Genomic DNA, 17,492 nt, shown 5'->3' with positions numbered 1-17,492 from the left:
ACCGCTGCTGTGTTTGCCCGGACAGGGTGCGCTGCAAGGCTGGCGACTACGGCGCCCAGGGGCGTCGGTCGGCCGAGCGGGAGCGGGCGCCCTCGCTACGAAAGCCCTGCTTATGAGACCTGCGTGCAAGGGTTGAACCCTGTTCTAAGCTCACAGTCGTAACGTCACTGGCGCGACGATCAAGCACAAGGAGCCTGCATGGCTGGTCTCAAATCGAGGTGGATAGTGGGGCTGAGCCTGCTGGCGCTGCTCGGCGGCTGCGGAGCGGAAAAGCCGACCGAGAAGGAACGCCCGCGGGTGCGTATCCAGCAAGTGCAGAGCAGCGATTTTGCCCCGTCGGTGACCCTCACCGGTGACGTCCAGGCCCGGGTGCAGACCGAGTTGTCGTTCCGCGTTGGCGGCAAGATCATCCAGCGTCTGGTGGATGTCGGCGACCGGGTTTCCGCCCAGCAGGTACTGGCCCGGCTCGACCCCAAGGACTTGCAGACCAACGTCGATTCCGCCGCTGCCGCGGTGTTTGCCGAACAGGCGCGGGTCAAGCAGGCCAGCGCAGCCTTCGTCCGCCAGCAGAAGCTCCTGCCCAAGGGCTACACCAGCCAGAGCGAATACGATTCGGCCCAGGCCGCCCTGCGCAGTAGCCAGAGCGCCTTGAGCGCGGCCCAGGCACAGTTGGCCAATGCCCGCGAGCAGTTGAGCTACACCGAACTGGTGGCCGAGGCGCCGGGGGTGATCACCGCGCGTCAGGCCGAGGTCGGCCAGGTGGTGCAGGCCACCATGCCGATCTTCAGCCTGGCTCGGGACGGCGAGCGCGACGCGGTGTTCAACGTCTACGAATCGCTGCTGATGCAGCCGCCGGGCCAGGAAACCATCCACGTCAGCCTGCTGGACAACCCCAAGGTCACCACCACCGGCAAGGTCCGCGAGGTGACCCCGGTGGTCTCGGCCCAGAGCGGTACGGTGCAGGTCAAGGTGGTGCTCGATTCGCTGCCGGCGGGCATGGACCTGGGCTCGGTGGTCAGTGCCACCGCCCGCGCCCACGGCAAGGCCACGGTGGTGCTGCCTTGGTCGGCCTTGACCAAGAACCTCAGCGAACCGGCGGTGTGGCTGGTGGGCGAGGACGGCAAGACCGTGCTGCACAGCGTCAAGGTCGGGCGTTACCTGACCGGCCAGGTGATCATCAGCGACGGCCTCAAGGGCGGCGAGAACGTGGTGGTGGCCGGGGGGCAGTTGTTGCACCCGGGGATGTTGGTCGAGATTGCCGGGCCGACCAAGGAACAGGGAGCACAACCATGAAGCGCCTGCTGCCGTTGTTATGGGCCAGCCTCTTGCTGCTGGGCTGCTCCAAGGAAGAACCGGCGCCGGAGCCGGTGCGTCCGGTGCTGTCGATCCAGGTGGCGCCGCAATCGGAGGAAAGCCTCGGGCGCTTTGCCGGCAACATCCAGGCCCGTTTTGAAACCAACCTGGGCTTTCGGGTGCCGGGGCGGATTGCCAGCCGCAATGTGGATGTCGGTGCCGAAGTGGGGCCCGGGGACTTGCTGGCGACCCTCGATCCCACCGACCAGCAGAACCAACTGCGGGCCGCCCAGGGCGACCTGGCCAAGGTCGAGGCGCAGTGGATCAACGCCCAGGCCAATGCCCGGCGCCAGCAGGAGCTGTTCGACCGTGGGGTCGGCGCCCAGGCGCAACTGGACATTGCCCAGACCGACTTGAAGACCACCGGCGCTTCCCTGGCTCAGGCCAAGGCGGCCGTGCGCCAGGCCCAGGACCAGCTCAACTACAGCCAACTGCGCAGCGATCACGGCGGCGTGGTCACCGCCTGGAACGCTGAAGCCGGGCAGGTGGTGACCGCCGGCCAGCAAGTGGTGACCCTGGCCCGGCCGCAGATCAAGGAAGCGGTGATCGACCTGCCGGCGACCCTGGTGGATCAACTGCCGGCGGACGTGGAGTTCAAGGTCGCGGCCCAGCTCGACCCGAGCATCAGCACCACGGCCACCGTGCGCGAGATCGAGCCCCAGGCCCAGAGCGCGACCCGTACCCGTCGCGCCCGCCTGACCCTCAAGGACACTCCCGAGGCCTTTCGCCTGGGCACCGCCATCAGCGTGACCCTGAGCTCGGCCATCGAACCGCGCACCGAGTTGCCCCTGACGGCCCTGCAAGAGGTGGATGGCCAGACCCGGATCTGGGTCATCGACCCGCAGAGCCAGACCGTCGCCCCCCGGGAGATCAAAGTGCTCAGCCGCGACAGCGATTCGGCGCTGATCAGCCAGGGGGTCAAGCCCGGCGAGCGCATCGTCAGCGCCGGGGTCAACAGCCTCAAGCCGGGGCAGAAAGTCAAAGTCGATGAGGGCCGCGCACAATGACGCCTGACAGCAAAGGGAGCTTCAACCTGTCCGAGTGGGCGATCAAGCATCAGTCCTTCGTCTGGTACCTGATGTTTGTTGCGCTGCTGATGGGGGTGTTTTCCTACCTGAACCTGGGGCGTGAGGAAGACCCGTCCTTCACCATCAAGACCATGGTCATCCAGACTCGCTGGCCCGGCGCGACCCAGGAAGAAACCCTGAAGCAGGTCACCGACCGCATCGAGAAAAAACTCGAAGAGCTGGACTCGCTCGACTACGTGAAAAGCTATACCCGCCCCGGCGAGTCGACGGTGTTCGTCAACCTGCGCGACACCACCAGTGCCAAGGACATTCCCGAGATCTGGTATCAGGTGCGCAAGAAGATCAACGACATCCGCGGCGATTTCCCCCAGGGCTTGCAGGGCCCGGGTTTCAACGATGAGTTCGGCGATGTGTTCGGTTCGATCTACGCCTTCACCGCCGACGGCCTGAGCATGCGCCAACTGCGTGACTACGTGGAGCAGGTGCGCGCCGAGATCCGCGAAGTGCCGAACCTGGGCAAGGTGGAGATGGTCGGTGAGCAGGACGAAGTCATCTACCTCAACTTCTCCACGCGCAAGCTGGCGGCCCTGGGCATCGACCAGCGCCAGGTCCTGCAAAGCCTGCAAGCGCAGAACGCGGTGACCCCGGCCGGGGTGATCGAGGCCGGGCCGGAGCGGATCTCGGTGCGCACCTCGGGGCAGTTCGCCTCGGAGAAGGACCTGGCCACGGTCAACCTGCGCCTCAACGACCGCTTCTATCGCCTGGCCGACATCGCCGACATCAGTCGCGGCTACGTCGACCCTGCCACACCGCTGTTCCGTTTCAACGGCCAGCCGGCCATCGGCCTGGCCATTGCCATGAAGAAGGGCGGCAACATCCAGGAATTCGGCAAGGCCCTGCATGCGCGCATGAATGAGCTGACCGCCGACCTGCCGATCGGCATCGGCGTGCACAAGGTCTCGGATCAGGCCGAGGTGGTGCAGGAAGCGGTGGGCGGTTTCACCAGCGCCTTGTTCGAGGCGGTGATCATCGTCCTGGTGGTGAGCTTCATCAGCCTTGGGATGCGCGCCGGGCTGGTGGTGGCCTGCTCGATTCCGCTGGTGCTGGCCATGGTCTTCGTGTTCATGGAGTACAGCGGCATCACCATGCAGCGGATCTCCCTGGGGGCCTTGATCATCGCCCTGGGGCTGCTGGTGGACGACGCCATGATCACCGTGGAAATGATGGTCACGCGCCTGGAGAAGGGCGAGAGCAAGGAGCAGGCGGCGACCTTTGCCTACACCTCCACCGCCTTCCCGATGCTCACCGGGACCCTGGTGACCGTGGCCGGCTTCGTGCCCATTGGCCTCAACGCCAGCTCCGCTGGTGAGTACACCTTCACCCTGTTCGCGGTGATCGCCGTGGCCATGCTGGTGTCGTGGATCGTCGCGGTGCTGTTTGCCCCGGTGATCGGCATCCACATCCTCAGCACCAACGTCAAACCCCACTCCGAGGAGCCGGGGCGCGTGGGTCGCGCCTTCAATGGCGGCCTGCTGTGGGCCATGCGCAACCGCTGGTGGGCGATTGGCATCACCGTGCTGCTGTTTGCCGCGTCGGTGTTCGGCATGCGTTTTGTGCAGAACCAGTTCTTTCCGTCTTCCGACCGGCCGGAGATCCTGGTGGACCTCAACCTGCCGCAGAACGCCTCGATCGACGAGACCCGCATGGCCGTGGATCGGTTGGAAGCGACCCTCAAGGACGACCCGGACATTGAGCGCTGGAGCACTTACATCGGCGAAGGCGCGATCCGTTTCTACCTGCCCCTGGACCAGCAACTGCAGAATCCGTACTACGCCCAGCTGGTGATCGTCAGCAAGGGCCTGGAGCAGCGCACGGCCCTGACCGAGCGTTTGCGCAAGCGCCTGCGCGAAGACTTCGTCGGCATCGGCAGCTATGTGCAGGCCCTGGAAATGGGCCCGCCGGTGGGACGGCCGATCCAGTACCGGGTCAGCGGCAAGGACATCGACCAGGTGCGCAAGCACGCCATCGACCTGGCCACCGAACTGGACCGGAACCCGCACATCGGCGAGATCATCTACGACTGGAACGAGCCCGGCAAAGTGCTGCGCATCGACATCGCCCAGGACAAGGCGCGGCAACTGGGGCTGTCCTCGGAAGATGTGGCGCGGCTGATGAACAGCATCGTCAGCGGTTCCACCGTGACCCAGGTGCATGACGACATCTACCTGATCAACGTGGTCGGCCGCGCCGACGACAGTGAGCGCGACTCACCGGAAACCCTGCAGAACCTGCAGATCGTCACCCCCAATGGCACCTCGATTCCGCTGCTGGCCTTCGCCACGGTGGGCTACGAGCTGGAGCAGCCGCTGGTGTGGCGCCGCGACCGCAAACCCACCATCACCATCAAGGCGGCGGTGCGCGACGCGATCCAGCCCACCGACCTGGTCAAGCAATTGCAGCCGGACATCGACCAGTTTGCCGCGCAGTTGCCTGCCGGCTACTCGGTGGCCACCGGCGGCACCGTGGAGGAAAGCAGCAAGGCCCAGGGTCCGATTGCCAAGGTGGTGCCGCTGATGCTGTTCCTCATGGCGACCTTCCTGATGATCCAGTTGCACAGCGTGCAGAAGCTGTTCCTGGTGGCCAGCGTCGCGCCCCTGGGGCTGATTGGCGTGGTCCTGGCCCTGGTGCCCACCGGCACGCCCATGGGCTTTGTGGCGATCCTCGGGATTCTTGCGCTGATCGGCATCATCATCCGCAACTCGGTGATCCTGGTGACCCAGATCGACGAATACGAGCGCGAGGGTTATCACCCCTGGGACGCGGTACTGGAAGCCACCCACCATCGGCGTCGACCTATCCTGCTGACCGCCGCCGCGGCCAGCCTGGGGATGATCCCGATTGCCCGGGAAGTGTTCTGGGGGCCGATGGCCTACGCCATGATTGGCGGCATCATCGTTGCCACCTTGCTGACCCTGCTGTTCCTCCCGGCGCTGTACGTGGCCTGGTACAAAATCAAGGAGCCCAGCAAAGACACTCCTGGCCCCACAGCCCTGTAGGAGCTGGCTTGCCAGCGAAGAGGCCCGAGAGGCGGGCGCCTGATCTGGAACCGCCTTCGCCGGCAAGCCGGCTTCTATGGGGGAAGTGTGGCGGGGGGCTCAGGCTTTGCGCCAGACGCTGGCCAGCCAGGGTTGCTGTTCCCGGGGCAGACCGGCGGGGCGGTAGTAATGCTCCAGCTCGACAAAGCCTGCCTCGGTCAGCAACGCCTGCCAGCTTGCGAGGTCGTGGTAGGCACCGTAGCGCGGGCCGTTCCAGCCTTCCTGGTTGTCGCCGCGTGGGTTGGAGCTGAACAGCACGCCACCGTCCTTGAGGCTGGCATGCAGTTGCTTGAGCACCCGCGGCAGTTCCTGGCGGGGAATGTGAAACAGCACCGCGTTGGCGAAGATGCCGTCGAAGTGCTCCGCGGGCAGGTCAAGCTTGAGAAAGTCCTGCTGCCAGACTTCGCAGCCGCTGTCGTCCCGGGCCATCTGGGCAAAGCGCTCGCAGCCGTCGAGGCCGATGGCGATATGGCCCAGGCGGGTGAAGGTTTGCAAGTCGCGCCCCGGGCCGCAGCCAAAATCCAGCACGCTGAAGGGCGCCGGGCCCTGGATATGCCGCAGCAGCGCGTCGATGTTCTGGCTGACGTCGTGGTCGCGGGTGCCTTCACGAAAGTCTTCGGCCACCTGCTGGTAGTGGCCGAGGGTGGTGGCGGTGATGGTGTCTAGGTCGTCTGGAGCAAGTTTCATGGCGGGCTGCATGGCGTGAAGAGGAATGGCCCGAATATACCCCATGCACCCTGTAGCCGCTGCCGAAGGCTGCGAACGGCTCCGCAGGAGACGCCGCTCTTGAGGGCCTTGGAAGGTCCTGCGGACCTTGTCGCAGCCTGCGGCAGCGGCTACACGGGGTGCCACTAGCGCTTGTTCAGCACCCGCGCCAAACGGTCGCCGCCCAACTGGATCGCCGCCACCAGGATCACCAGCAGCACGATCACCGTGAGCATGATCTGGCTGTCGAAACGCTGGTAACCGTAGCGGTAGGCAATGTCCCCCAGCCCGCCCGCGCCAATCGCCCCGGCCATGGCCGAGGAGTTGATCATGGTCACCAGGGTGATGGTGAAACCGCCGACGATGCCCGGCAGCGCTTCCGGCAGCAGCACGTGCCAGACAATGTGCCAGCGTCGGCAGCCCATGGCCTGGGCCGCTTCGATCAGGCCGTGATCGACTTCCCGCAGGCTCACTTCGGCGATGCGCGCAAAGAACGGCGTGGCGGCGATGGTCAGCGGCACCACCGCCGCCCACACACCGTAGGTGGTGCCGACGATCAGCCGGGTAAAGGGGATCAGCGCCACCATCAGGATCAGGAACGGGATCGAGCGGAACAGGTTCACGAAAGCACCCAGGGCCCGGTTCAGGTGCGGCGCCTCGTAGATCCCGCCCTTGCCGCTGGTGACCAGGATCACCGCCAGGGGAATCCCCGCCAGCAGGGCGATCAGCGAGGACACGCCGACCATCAGCAGGGTGTCGAGAATGCCCTGCAACAAGCGATCAAACCACATAGCCCAGTACCTCCACTTGCTGTGCCCATTGCCCGGCGCGCTGGTGCAGTTCCGCCGCCCCCAGGGGCGAGCCCTGGACGGCCAGCAGCAGTTGCCCCAGGGCGTGGCCCTGGATGCGTTCGACGCCACCTTGCAGCAGGCGCACGCGGCCGCCCAGGGCGCCGAACAGCGCCGCCAGGTCCGGCTCCTCACGCTGGCTGCCGGTAAAGCGCAGGCTCAGCACCAGCGCCGCCTCGGACGATTCGGGATGACTGCGCAAACGGCTTTGCAGCTCGGGCGGCAGGCCGTGCTGCAGGGGCGCCAGCAGGGTCTTGCTGACCTCGTGTTGCGGGTGGCCGAAGACTTCCCAGACCGGCCCCTGTTCGACGATGCGCCCGTGCTCCAGCACCACCACCCGGTCGCAGATCTCGCGGATCACCGCCATCTCGTGGGTGATGAGGATGATGGTCAGGCCCAGGCGCTGGTTGATCTCTTTGAGCAGGGCGAGGATCGACTGGGTGGTTTCCGGGTCCAGGGCCGAGGTGGCTTCGTCGCACAGCAGGATCTCGGGATCGTGGACCAGGGCCCGGGCGATGCCCACCCGCTGCTTCTGGCCGCCGGACAGTTGCGCCGGGTAGGCCTGGTGCTTGTCCTTGAGGCCCACCAGCTCCAGCAGTTCGCGGACCTTGCGCTGGCGCTCGGCCTTGGGCACCCCGGCCACCTTCAGCGGCAGCTCGACGTTGTGCCACACGGTCTTGGCCGACATCAGGTTGAAGTGCTGGAAGATCATGCCGATGCGTCGGCGCAGGGCCACCAGGCGGTCTTCGTCGAAATCGCCGATGTCCACCTGATCGATCAGCACCCGGCCGCTGCTGGGTTGCTCCAGGCGGTTGATGGTGCGGATCAGCGACGATTTGCCGGCGCCGCTGCGGCCGATGATGCCGAACACCTCGCCGCGCTGGATCGAAAGGTCGATGCCGTGCAGGGCCTGCACCGGGCCCTGCTGGCCCTGGTAGGTCTTGCCCAGGCCGATGAAGCGCACCTGGGCGCGGTTCAGCTCGGGGTGCAGCTCGGTCTGCTCGGCGCTCTTTGGCGCAGTTTCCGGCAGCTTGCGCTGCAGCGTCGCGACACTCATCTCAACCTTCCCAGCCGGCTTGGTAGAGCTTGCCGTGGGCTTTATCCAGGGCGGCCCGAACGGCTGGCGAGTGTTGGTAGATATCGACGAACTTGATCAGCCGCGGGTCGTTCTTGCTCTTGGGCTGGATCACGAACTGGATCACGTACTCCTTGTGGTCCAGGCCGTCGAACAGCAGCGCCGAGCCGGCGTCGAAGGTCTTGGCCAGACGGATGTAGGCCGGGTAGCCCTGGACCAGGTCGGCGTCGTCATAGGCGCGCACCAGTTGCACGGCTTCGACCTGGAGGATCTTGATCTGCTTCGGGTTGCTGACGATGTCGTCTTCGGTGGCCTTGTAGCCCACGCCCGGCTTGAGGGTGATCAGCCCGGCCTTGGCCAGCAGTTGCAGGCCGCGTCCGCTGTTGATCGGGTCGTTGGCGATGGCCACGCTGGCGCCTTCGGGCAGCTCGGCGAAGCTTTTGTATTTCTTCGAGTACAGGCCGACGTTGTTGATGATGCCCGGGGCGAAGGGCACCAGATCGAAACCGGCGGCGGCCTTGGCGTTTTCCAGGAAGGGGATGTGCTGGAAGTAGTTCACGTCGATGTCGCCGGCGGCCAGGCTGACGTTGGGCGCGATCCAGTCGGTGAACTCCACCAGCTGCACCTTCAGGCCCTGCTTGCCGGCCTCTTCCACGGCGGCCTCCAGGGGAATGGCGAAGGCGGCGGTGGTGCCGACCTTGAGCGGTTCGTCGGCGGCGAACACGGCGCTGCTGAACAGACCGAGGGCGAGGGCCAGGGCTTTGACCGGGTGGCGCAGGAGCGTGGTTTTCATGGTGGTTACTTCCAGTCAATCCGAATGAGGAGGTTGAACAATTGCGTTTGGGTGTGGCGAAGACCGCTGTCTGTGGCGAGGGCGCTTGCTCCCGCTGGGCCGCATCGCGGCCCTGGACCCAGGCGCCACGGTGTTGCAGGCATACCGCGTCGTCCGGGTTTGGGCTTGCTGCGCAAGCCAGCGAGAGCAAGCTCCCTCGTCACAGGGTGGTCAGCGGCGGTAGGCCGCGCCGGTGTGTCGTTGCGGCAGTTTGCGGCCTTCGTGGAACAGTTTTTCCCGCAGGGTGCCGTCGTCGTAGGCGGTCTTGTAGGAGCCACGGCGTTGCAGTTCGGGGATCACCAGATCGATGAAGTCGACGTAGCTTTCCGGGGTGACGATGCGGGTCAGGTTGAAGCCGTCCAGGCCGGTTTCGGCGATCCAGGATTCCAGCTCGTCGGCCACCTGCTGCGGCGAGCCGACCACGGTGAAGTAGCGGCCGCCCAGGGCGTGCTGTTCCAGCAGCTTGCGCCGGGTCCAGTCGTTGTTCTGCAGGTGCTTGGTGGCCGACTGGATGGCGTTGCTCTTCACGTACTGGATAGGTTCGTCGATCTCGTATTGGGAGAAGTCGATCGCGGTGGACGCGGAAAAATGCGCCACCCCGGCCTCGGCGCTGGCGTAGCGGCGGTACTCGGCGTGCTTCTGCCAGGCCAGTTCCTCGGTCTGGCCAACGATCACGTTGAGGCCCATGAACACCTTGATGTCCTCGGGATTGCGCCCGGCGGCCACGGCGCTGGCGCGGACCTTGTCCACCTGGGCCTTGGTCGCGGCCTTGTTCTGCCCACTGATGAACACGCACTCGGCGTGGCGCCCGGCGAACAGCAGGCCGCGGTCCGAGCTGCCGGCCTGGAACAGCACCGGGGTGCGCTGCGGTGACGGCTCGCACAGGTGATAACCGCTGACCTGATAGAACTCGCCCTGGTGCTCGACCTTGTGCACTTTGTCCGGCTGGGCATAGATGCGCTGCTCGCGGTCATCAAGCACCGCGTCGTCTTCCCAGCTGCCTTCCCAGAGCTTGTACAGCACCTCCAGGTACTCGTCGGCCTGGTCGTAGCGACGGTCGTGCTCGATCTGCTGCTTCAGGCCCATGGCCTGGGCGGCGCTGTCCAGGTAGCCGGTGACGATGTTCCAGCCGACCCGGCCACGGCTCAGGTGGTCGAGGGTGGAAAGGCGCCGGGCGAACAGGTAGGGCGCCTCGTAGGTGAGGTTGGCGGTGAGGCCGAAGCCCAGGTTCTTGGTCACTGCCGCCATGGCCGAGACCAGCAGCAGCGGGTCGTTGACCGGCAGCTGGATCGACTCCTTGAGGGTCACGTCCACCGAGTTCTGGTAGACGTCGTAGACCCCGACGATGTCGGCGATGAACAGCCCGTCGAACAGCCCGCGCTCCAGCAGCTGGGCCAGTTCGGTCCAGTACTCGAGGGTCTTGTACTGGGTCGAGTTGTCCCGCGGGTGGGTCCACAGACCGTGGTTGATGTGCCCGACGCAGTTCATGTTGAAGGCGTTGAGCAGGATCTTCTTCTTGGCGGTTTCTGCAGCGGCCATCAGATGGTCCCCCGCAGTGGCGGGTTCTGCTGGTTGAGGTAGTAGTTGCCCACCGCGTGGTACTTCCAGCGCACCGGGTCGTGCAGGGTGTGCACCCGGGCGTTGCGCCAGTGGCGGTCCAGGCCGTGCTCGGCCAGGGTCGCCTGGCTGCCTGCCAGTTCGAACAGGGTGCTGCCGGCGGCCAGGGAGATTTCCGTGCTCAGGGCGCGGACCTCGGCCACGGCGATGGAGGCGGCGGCCACGGTGTCGGCGTTGGTCTCGGCCTGGGCCCGGTCGAGGAACTCCCCGGCGCGCTCCAGCAGGGCTTCGGTGGCGTGCAGGCGGATGCTCAGCTGGCCGAAGCTCTTGAGGGTCAGCGGGTCGTCGGTGGCCTTGTCGGTGCCGGAGTCGATCCAGGGCCGGGTCTTGGTGCGCACGAAGCGCAGGGCGTCTTGGTAGGCGGCGCGGGCGATGCCGGTGTCGATGGCGGCGTGGAGGATCTGCGCCAGGGGACCGACCGGGGTCGGGCGTTCGAAGGCGCTCTGGAACGGCACCACGTCGGCCTCGTCCACCGCGACGTTTTCAAACAGCACCGAGCCGCTGCCGGTGGTGCGCTGGCCGAAGCCGCTCCAGTCGTCGATTACGCTCAGGCCCTGGGCGTCGGCGGGGACGAAGGCCAGTTGCTGCACGCCGTGCTCATCCACCACCGAGGTGGGGATGCGCTGGGCGTAGATGGCGCCAGTGGCGTAGAACTTGCGCCCGTCGATGCGGTAGCCCTGGCCGCTGCTGTCGCGGCTCAGGCGGGTGGTGCGGTCGTGGGCGGTCTTGGTGCCCAGCTCGGCCAGGGCGTTGCCGAAGCGGCGGCCGGCCAGGACCTCGGCGTACAGCCGTTGTTTCTGCGGCTCGCTGCCGTTCACCCGCAGCACTTCCAGGGCGTAGAAATGGTTCTGCGGGATCTGCCCCAGGGAGGCGTCGGCCTCGGCGATCAGGGCGATGACCTTGGCCAGGGTGAGGTTGGACACTCCGGCGCCGCCGTATTCCTTGGGCACGCTGATGCCCCACAGGCCGGAGCGGCTGAAGGCTTCCAGCTCGGGATGGGGCAGGCGCCGTTCACGGTCGCGCAGGGCGCTGTCGCGCTTGAAGTCTTCCGCCAGGTCGCTGGCGACAATCAGGGCTTGTTCGTCGCTGGTGATGACCGCGACGTGTTGAGCAAGAGACATGTGTTTCTCCAGAGATCTGGTCAAAAGCGTTCTGGGCGATTAAATCCAGGAATGCCGGGCCGGCAGCGTGCCGTTCAGGTGGTAGGCGCCGACGGCGTGGTACTTCCAGCGCACCGGGTCGTGCAGGGTGTGCACCCGGGCATTGCGCCAGTGGCGGTCGAGGTTGAATTCGGCGAGGGTGGCGCGGCTGCCGGCCAGCTCGAAAAGCTTTTCGCTGGCCAGCAGCGAGATCTCGGTGGTCAGCACCTTGGCTTCGGCCACGGCGATGGAGGCGCGGGCGGCGGACTCGGCGGTGATCGGTGCCGCGCTGACCTGATCCAGCACTTGCCCGGCCCTGCGCAGCAGGGCCTCGGCGGCGTGGAGTTCGATCTGCAGCTTGCCGATCTCGGCGATCACATACAGGTCGTCGCTGGCGCGCTCGACGTTGGCGTCGATCCACGGGCGGGCCCGTTCACGCACGAAGCGGATAGCGTCGGCCACGGCTTCCCGGGCGATGCCGGCATCGATGGCGGCCTGGATCAGTTGCGACACCGCGCCCTGGATATTCGGCGACTCGTTGATCCGCCAGTTGTCCAGCACCAGCTCGGACTCGACCCGCACATCGTTGAGCAGGATGGTGCCGCTGGCAGTGGTGCGTTGGCCGAAGCCGGACCAGTCGTCGACGATGCGCAAGCCTGGGGTGCCACGGCGGACGAAGGCCAGCACCTGGCGGCCTTCCTCGTTGAGTGCCTTGACCGCTACCCAGTGGGCGAACAGGGCGCCGGTGGAGTAGAACTTCTGGCCATTGATCACATGGCCGTCGGCGTCTTTGGTGATCCGCGCCTTGAGTTCCAGGGTGTTCTTGGTGCCGCGCTCCGGGCCGGCATTGCCGATGCGCCAGCCTTCCAGGACGCTCTGCAGCAGCTGTTTCTTCTGCCGCTCGCTGCCGCAGCCGAGAATCAGGCCGAGGATGCCGAACTGGTTCTGCGGGATCTGCCCCAGGGCCGGATCGGCCGCGGAAATAATCGCGAAGACTTCGGCCAGGGTGACGAAGGACACCTGTGGCCCGCCGTAGGCGCGGGGGATGGAAATACTGCCCAGGCCGCTGCGGGTGAATTGTTCGATCTGCGCCCAGGGCAGCTTGCGCTGGCGGTCGCGTTGGGCGGCCTGCTGGCGGGCCGCGTCGGCCAGTTCATGGGCGGCTTGCAGGGCTTCGGCGTCGTTGCGCAGAACCCGTGCGGGCAACAAAAGGGGGGCAATATCCAGATCGCTCTGGACCTGTGCTTCAACCAGACTGGACATCAGCGCCACTCCTTGGCTGCACGCAATGCCCTGGCGATCTGCACTGGGGTGATTGTGTTCCGAACCATACCTACCTCACATCTTTTGGATAGGCCGCGTCATGCGGCGAAATCAGAATCAAGAATGTCCGGTGGTCCGGTGCATATACCCTAATCGCGTATAAAAATTAAATAAACTAACTTTTAGGAATATTAATAGAAGGGCTTTACGTATACGGCAGGATGGCCGGTTGCGGCCCAGTGGCTGCGGGCTGGCGCGGTGTGCGGCAGACGCCGGCGAGCATTTTTCGTCGGTGCAAAAGAACACGGGCAGGGGGATGCAAGCACGCGAAGTGAGGCGATCGGCGCTGAGCGTTCAGGCGCCGCCGCAGGCGTTACTGGTACTGATCCAGCTCGTGGGTGAGCGATTGCAGCAGTGACTCGGGGGGCAGCAACAGGCCTTGTCCGTCCGCATCCGCAAACACCAGGCAGAGCCTGGCGTCGCGCTGCATGCCAGGCAGCCAGTGGGAGAGGAAATGGCCCAGCTCAATGGGCTTGGGTTCAAAGCCGTGCCATGGGCCGTGGGCGCACCAGGCGGCGAACTCCGCCTCTGGCCAGAAGGCGATGGCGATGGCGCTGGCCTGGGCGGAGCCGGCGGTGGCCCAGCCGTCAGCGAACAGCCCCCAGATGACCTGGAAATCCGCCACCTTGCGAATCAGGTAGTCACACCGCGCCTGGGGCGAGAGCCGGAGCAGGTTATGGATTTTCTGCGGCGCCAGCATCAGGCCTCCATGGCCTGGAAGGGGAGCGGGCAGCCGGCTAGGGGAGTTTCAAGCTTCATGTGCCGGGGTGGAGAAACTTGCTGAGGAACTGGCGGGTGCGCTCGTGCTGGGGGTTGGCGAACAGCGCCTTGGCTTCGCCCTGTTCGACGATCACCCCCTTGTCGAAGAAGATCACCCGGTTGGCCACGTCCCGGGCGAAGCCCATTTCGTGGGTGACGATGATCATGGTGCGTTTCTCTTCGGCCAGGCTGCGGATGGTGGCCAGGACTTCGCCCACCAGTTCCGGGTCCAGGGCCGAGGTCGGCTCGTCGAACAGGATCACTCGCGGTTCCATGGCCAGGGCCCGGGCGATCGCCACCCGTTGCTGCTGGCCACCGGACAGGCGCCTGGGGTAGCTGTCTTCCTTGCCCGCCAGGCCGACCTTGGCCAGCAGCGCACGACCCAGGGCAACAGCCTGTTCCCGTGGGGTCTTCTTCACCACCAGCGGGCCTTCGATGACGTTCTCCAGGGCGGTGCGGTGGGGGAACAGGTTGAAGTTCTGGAACACGAAACCCACTTGCTGGCGCAACTGGCGGATCCGGCTTTGTTGCTGGTTCAGGGGGATGTTGCTGTCGATGGCGATGTCGCCGATGCGGATGCGTCCGCTGGTCGGTTCTTCAAGAAAGTTCAGGCAGCGCAGGAAGGTGGTCTTGCCCGAGCCACTGGGGCCGATGATGGCAATCACTTCGCCTTCCTTGACCTGCAGGTCGATGCCATTGAGCACCGTCTGGCCCTTGAACTGCTTGGTCAGTTTTTCCACCACGATCATGGTTTCAAGACTCCTGGTCGTGTCGATTGACCCGCTGTTCCAGACGGTTCTGCAGGTGCGCGAGCACGCTGGCGAGAATCCAGTAGATCAGCGCGGCGGCAAGATACATGGTGAAAATTTCGAAGGTACGGGCGGTGATCAGTTGCGCCTGGCGGAACAGTTCCGGCACCTGGATGGTGGCGGCCAGGGCGGTGTCCTTGACCAGAGAGATGAAACTGTTGCCCAGCGGCGGCAGGGCGGTGCGCATGGCTTGCGGCAGGATCGCCCGGCGCAGGGTCTGGGCCCGGGTCATGCCGATGCTGGCGGCGGCTTCCCATTGACCGCGTTCGATGGAGCCGATGGCGGCCCTGAGGATTTCACAGGCGTAGGCCGCCATGTTCAGGGAAAAGCCGATCAGCGCGGCGGGCAACGGGTCCAGTTCCAGCCCCAGTTGCGGCAGGCCGTAATAGATCACGAACAGCTGCACCAACAGCGGTGTACCGCGAAAGAACGACACGTAGACCCGGGCAATCCAGCTCACCAGCTTGAAGCGCGACAGGCGCATCAAGGCCAGGCCAAAGCCCAGCAGCAGCCCGAAGAACATGCCGCCGAGGCTGAGGATGACCGTGTAATACGCGCCCTTGAGGAGAAATGGCGCTGAATCCAGCGCCAGTTGCAGGCCTGCTTCCATTATTGGGTGACGTCAGCGTTGAAGTATTTCTCCGAGAGTTTTTTCAGCGTGCCATCGGCCCGCAGTTCCTCGATCGCCTTGTTCACCGCGGCCAGCAGCTCGGGTTCGCCCTTGCGCAGGGCCACACCGGCTTCCTGGCGGGAGAAGGGCTCGCCGGAGACCACCAGGGTGTCCTTGGTTTTCTTGATCAGCTCGAAGGCGGCCAGACGGTCCACCAGAATGGCGTCGATACGGCCTACGCGCAGGTCCTGGTACTTGGTCGGATCATCGTCGTAGGTCTTGATGATGGCGTTGGGGACGTTGTCCTTGAGCCATTGCTCGTAGTTGGTGCCCAGGCCCACGCCGACCTTGTGGCCACCCAGGTCGGCGGCCGTCTTGAACTTGCCTTCATCCTTTTTCTGGGTCAGGGCCTGGATCCCGGAGACGGTGTAGGGGGTGGAAAAATCGTACTTTTTCTTGCGCTCTTCAGAGATGGTCACCTGGTTGATCACCGCGTCCAGGCGCTTGGATTCCAGGGCCGCGAGGATGCCGTCCCACTTGGTTGGCTGCAGCTTGACCTTGACCCCGAGCTTGTTCGCCAGGGCTTCGGAGAATTCCACTTCGAAGCCGGCCAGCTTGCCGTTTTCGTCGACGAAGCTGAACGGTGGATACGTGCCTTCCAGGCCAACGTTGATCACGCCCGCATCCTTGATCTTCTGCAGTTGCTCGCCGGCAACCGCTTGTCCCATCAGTCCGGCACCGAGGGCCAGGCCCAGTGTGCCGATCAGCAGATTGCGACGCAGTACGGAAAAATTCATGACAAGCCCCTGTGAGTTTTCTTATGCACGATGCGGGTGGGAGATGCAGGCCAATCGGTGAGCCGAGCGTGACGCCTTATCCTGCCTTAATGCAGCGTATGCGTCTTTGGGCAAATCGGCCTGCGGCGCGACTATAAGGCGACTTTTATAGGTTTAAAAATAATATAAATTCACTTTGTTATTCTTTTTGGTTTGGTTGTCCGCGAGCAATCCCCTTCCTCGTAGGAGCTGGCTTGCCAGCGAAGGCGTCGTCGAGGTCGACGCAAGGCTTGCGGGCCTCTTCGCCAGCAAGCCGGCTCCTAGACAAGACTTCACTTCCTACGCGAAGGCGCCGGGGTAGGCGAACAGGGCCGGGGCGCCACCGGTGTGCAGGAAGATGATCGGGCCATCGTTGAAACGCTGGCGACCGATGCCGTCCAGCAGGCCGGCCATGGCTTTGCCGGTGTACACCGGGTCGAGTAACAGGCCTTCCTGGCTGGCCAGCAACTTGACCGCGGCCAGGGTGCCGGCATTGGGTTCGCCGTAGCGAGGGGCGAAGTATTCGTCCCACAGTTGCACGTTGAACGCCGCCGGCAGGTTCACCCCCAGCAGTTCGGCAGTGCGTTCGGCCAGGCCCTGGACCTTGGGCCGCTGATCCTCGTCGCTGCGCGAGACGGTCACGCCGATCACCGGCAACTGTGGCAGCACTTCGCTCAAGGCCAGGGCCAGGCCGCTGTGGGTGCCGGCGCTGCCGGAGGCCAGTACCACCGCGGCGAATTCCAGGCCGCTGTCTTCGATCTGTTGCGCCAGCTCCAGGCCGGCCCGCACGTAACCCAGGGCACCCAGGGCATTGGAGCCGCCGATGGGCACCAGGTAGGGGTTCTTGCCGTTGCTGCGCAGGCGCGCGGCGAGGGCGTGCAACTGTTCATCGGCCTGGTCGAGGTTCTCCACCAACTCGACCTTGGCGTCGAACAGGTCCAGCAGCAGGCGGTTGCCGTTGCCCAGGTAGCTGGGGTCTTCGGTGCCGATGGGGTTTTCCAGCAGGGCCACGCAACCCAGCCCCAGCTTGGCGGCCAGGGCCGCGGTCTGGCGCACGTGGTTGGACTGGATGGCCCCGGCGGTGATCAGGGTGTCGGCGCCCTGGGCCAGGGCGTCGGCGGCCAGGTATTCGAGCTTGCGCAGCTTGTTGCCGCCCATGGCCAGAGGCGTGGTGTCGTCGCGTTTGACGTAGATATCGCGCCCGATCCAGGTCGACAGGCGTTCGAGTTTTTCCAGGGCGGTGGTAGACCCGAGCAGGTCCAGACGATTAAAGCGGGCAAGCTGTTGTTTGATCATGAGTCCGCACGGAACAGGGAAGGTGCAAGGACTATAGGCAGCGATATTTGCCCGGGCAACCGTCAATCGCTTATGCGAAAAAGTGCTGTGAGCCGAACAATTAGTTCTTAAACCTCGCCCTGGTGGGGCGTAAAGTGATCGCCGTTTGCGCGGCCCGATTGTCCGGCCGCCCGAGTAAGGAGTCTTAT

The 17,492-nt window shown here is 65.1% G+C and carries 15 protein-coding genes; 3 read left to right on the top strand and 12 right to left on the bottom strand.

Going from position 1 to position 17,492, the window contains the following annotated elements:
• Positions 1-198: 198 nt before the first annotated feature.
• From J5M73_RS11015 to J5M73_RS11005, 3 genes are read left to right on the top strand one after another with little or no spacing between them, the layout of a single operon-like run.
• Positions 199-1,293: an efflux RND transporter periplasmic adaptor subunit gene (locus tag J5M73_RS11015; RefSeq protein ID WP_102882724.1), complete on the top strand. Its 1,095-nt coding sequence runs from the start codon at positions 199-201 to the stop codon at positions 1,291-1,293.
• Positions 1,290-2,360 carry an efflux RND transporter periplasmic adaptor subunit gene (locus tag J5M73_RS11010; protein ID WP_102862624.1) on the top strand — a complete coding sequence of 357 codons (1,071 nt, stop codon included), beginning with the start codon at positions 1,290-1,292 and terminating at the stop codon, positions 2,358-2,360. Before J5M73_RS11015 ends, J5M73_RS11010 begins: the two co-directional genes overlap by 4 nt.
• On the top strand, positions 2,357-5,437 hold the full coding sequence (locus J5M73_RS11005) for an efflux RND transporter permease subunit (protein WP_102862625.1): 3,081 nt from the start codon (positions 2,357-2,359) through the stop codon (positions 5,435-5,437). The genes J5M73_RS11010 and J5M73_RS11005 overlap by 4 nt, the downstream gene beginning before the upstream one ends.
• 99 nt (positions 5,438-5,536) lie before the next feature.
• Here the strand turns inward: J5M73_RS11005 and J5M73_RS11000 are convergent, their stop codons facing one another.
• From J5M73_RS11000 to J5M73_RS10945, 12 genes are all read right to left on the bottom strand, one after another.
• The gene (locus J5M73_RS11000) at positions 5,537-6,163 is read right to left on the bottom strand and encodes a class I SAM-dependent methyltransferase (protein ID WP_207815613.1); all 627 of its coding nucleotides are present in this window, start codon (positions 6,161-6,163) and stop codon (positions 5,537-5,539) included.
• A 164-nt stretch (positions 6,164-6,327) separates the two neighbouring features.
• Positions 6,328-6,972, bottom strand: a complete 645-nt coding sequence (locus J5M73_RS10995; protein ID WP_207815610.1) for a methionine ABC transporter permease — start codon at positions 6,970-6,972, stop codon at positions 6,328-6,330.
• A complete protein-coding gene (locus J5M73_RS10990; RefSeq protein WP_207815609.1) occupies positions 6,962-8,086 on the bottom strand; it encodes an ATP-binding cassette domain-containing protein in 1,125 nt (374 codons plus the stop codon). The genes J5M73_RS10995 and J5M73_RS10990 overlap by 11 nt, the downstream gene beginning before the upstream one ends.
• 1 nt (position 8,087) lies before the next feature.
• Entirely contained in the window at positions 8,088-8,897 is an 810-nt protein-coding gene (locus tag J5M73_RS10985; RefSeq protein ID WP_207815600.1) for a MetQ/NlpA family ABC transporter substrate-binding protein, read from the bottom strand.
• Positions 8,898-9,107: 210 nt separating this feature from the next.
• On the bottom strand, positions 9,108-10,475 hold the full coding sequence (locus J5M73_RS10980) for an LLM class flavin-dependent oxidoreductase (protein ID WP_207166897.1): 1,368 nt from the start codon (positions 10,473-10,475) through the stop codon (positions 9,108-9,110).
• On the bottom strand, positions 10,475-11,674 hold the full coding sequence (locus J5M73_RS10975; protein ID WP_207166898.1) for an SfnB family sulfur acquisition oxidoreductase: 1,200 nt from the start codon (positions 11,672-11,674) through the stop codon (positions 10,475-10,477). The genes J5M73_RS10980 and J5M73_RS10975 overlap by 1 nt, the downstream gene beginning before the upstream one ends.
• Before the next feature lie 39 nt (positions 11,675-11,713).
• Positions 11,714-12,955, bottom strand: a complete 1,242-nt coding sequence (locus J5M73_RS10970; protein ID WP_207166899.1) for an SfnB family sulfur acquisition oxidoreductase — start codon at positions 12,953-12,955, stop codon at positions 11,714-11,716.
• A gap of 373 nt (positions 12,956-13,328) precedes the next feature.
• Complete coding sequence (locus tag J5M73_RS10965; protein WP_060842165.1) at positions 13,329-13,715, bottom strand: DUF2750 domain-containing protein; 387 nt, start codon at positions 13,713-13,715, stop codon at positions 13,329-13,331.
• Between the two features lie 55 nt (positions 13,716-13,770).
• The gene (tcyN, locus tag J5M73_RS10960) at positions 13,771-14,523 is read right to left on the bottom strand and encodes an L-cystine ABC transporter ATP-binding protein TcyN (protein ID WP_102862633.1); all 753 of its coding nucleotides are present in this window, start codon (positions 14,521-14,523) and stop codon (positions 13,771-13,773) included.
• A gap of 4 nt (positions 14,524-14,527) precedes the next feature.
• Positions 14,528-15,193 (bottom strand): cystine ABC transporter permease, encoded by a 666-nt coding sequence (gene tcyL / locus J5M73_RS10955; RefSeq protein ID WP_092318582.1) that lies wholly within the window; start codon positions 15,191-15,193, stop codon positions 14,528-14,530.
• Complete coding sequence (tcyJ, locus tag J5M73_RS10950) at positions 15,193-15,990, bottom strand: cystine ABC transporter substrate-binding protein (RefSeq protein ID WP_102862634.1); 798 nt, start codon at positions 15,988-15,990, stop codon at positions 15,193-15,195. The genes tcyL and tcyJ overlap by 1 nt, the downstream gene beginning before the upstream one ends.
• Before the next feature lie 318 nt (positions 15,991-16,308).
• Positions 16,309-17,304, bottom strand: a complete 996-nt coding sequence (locus tag J5M73_RS10945) for a D-cysteine desulfhydrase (RefSeq protein WP_102862635.1) — start codon at positions 17,302-17,304, stop codon at positions 16,309-16,311.
• Positions 17,305-17,492: the final 188 nt, after the last annotated feature.

It is taken from the genome of Pseudomonas sp. 50_B (assembly GCF_017491625.1).
In the GTDB taxonomy this organism is placed as follows: domain Bacteria; phylum Pseudomonadota; class Gammaproteobacteria; order Pseudomonadales; family Pseudomonadaceae; genus Aquipseudomonas; species Aquipseudomonas danubii.
This window is presented reverse-complemented; position numbering and strand designations above follow the sequence as displayed.

What these genes read in the sequence shown, in the direction of transcription:
- J5M73_RS10990 (WP_207815609.1), bottom strand. Translation starts at nt 8,086, where the DNA reads ATGAGTGTCGCGACGCTGCAGCGCAAGCTGCCGGAAACTGCGCCAAAG.
- J5M73_RS10995 (WP_207815610.1), bottom strand. Translation starts at nt 6,972, where the DNA reads ATGTGGTTTGATCGCTTGTTGCAGGGCATTCTCGACACCCTGCTGATG.
- J5M73_RS10945 (WP_102862635.1), bottom strand. Translation starts at nt 17,304, where the DNA reads ATGATCAAACAACAGCTTGCCCGCTTTAATCGTCTGGACCTGCTCGGG.
- J5M73_RS11000 (WP_207815613.1), bottom strand. Translation starts at nt 6,163, where the DNA reads ATGAAACTTGCTCCAGACGACCTAGACACCATCACCGCCACCACCCTC.
- J5M73_RS11005 (WP_102862625.1), top strand. Translation starts at nt 2,357, where the DNA reads ATGACGCCTGACAGCAAAGGGAGCTTCAACCTGTCCGAGTGGGCGATC.
- J5M73_RS11015 (WP_102882724.1), top strand. Translation starts at nt 199, where the DNA reads ATGGCTGGTCTCAAATCGAGGTGGATAGTGGGGCTGAGCCTGCTGGCG.
- J5M73_RS10980 (WP_207166897.1), bottom strand. Translation starts at nt 10,475, where the DNA reads ATGGCCGCTGCAGAAACCGCCAAGAAGAAGATCCTGCTCAACGCCTTC.
- tcyL (WP_092318582.1), bottom strand. Translation starts at nt 15,193, where the DNA reads ATGGAAGCAGGCCTGCAACTGGCGCTGGATTCAGCGCCATTTCTCCTC.
- tcyN (WP_102862633.1), bottom strand. Translation starts at nt 14,523, where the DNA reads ATGATCGTGGTGGAAAAACTGACCAAGCAGTTCAAGGGCCAGACGGTG.
- tcyJ (WP_102862634.1), bottom strand. Translation starts at nt 15,990, where the DNA reads ATGAATTTTTCCGTACTGCGTCGCAATCTGCTGATCGGCACACTGGGC.
- J5M73_RS10975 (WP_207166898.1), bottom strand. Translation starts at nt 11,674, where the DNA reads ATGTCTCTTGCTCAACACGTCGCGGTCATCACCAGCGACGAACAAGCC.
- J5M73_RS10985 (WP_207815600.1), bottom strand. Translation starts at nt 8,897, where the DNA reads ATGAAAACCACGCTCCTGCGCCACCCGGTCAAAGCCCTGGCCCTCGCC.
- J5M73_RS10965 (WP_060842165.1), bottom strand. Translation starts at nt 13,715, where the DNA reads ATGCTGGCGCCGCAGAAAATCCATAACCTGCTCCGGCTCTCGCCCCAG.
- J5M73_RS10970 (WP_207166899.1), bottom strand. Translation starts at nt 12,955, where the DNA reads ATGTCCAGTCTGGTTGAAGCACAGGTCCAGAGCGATCTGGATATTGCC.
- J5M73_RS11010 (WP_102862624.1), top strand. Translation starts at nt 1,290, where the DNA reads ATGAAGCGCCTGCTGCCGTTGTTATGGGCCAGCCTCTTGCTGCTGGGC.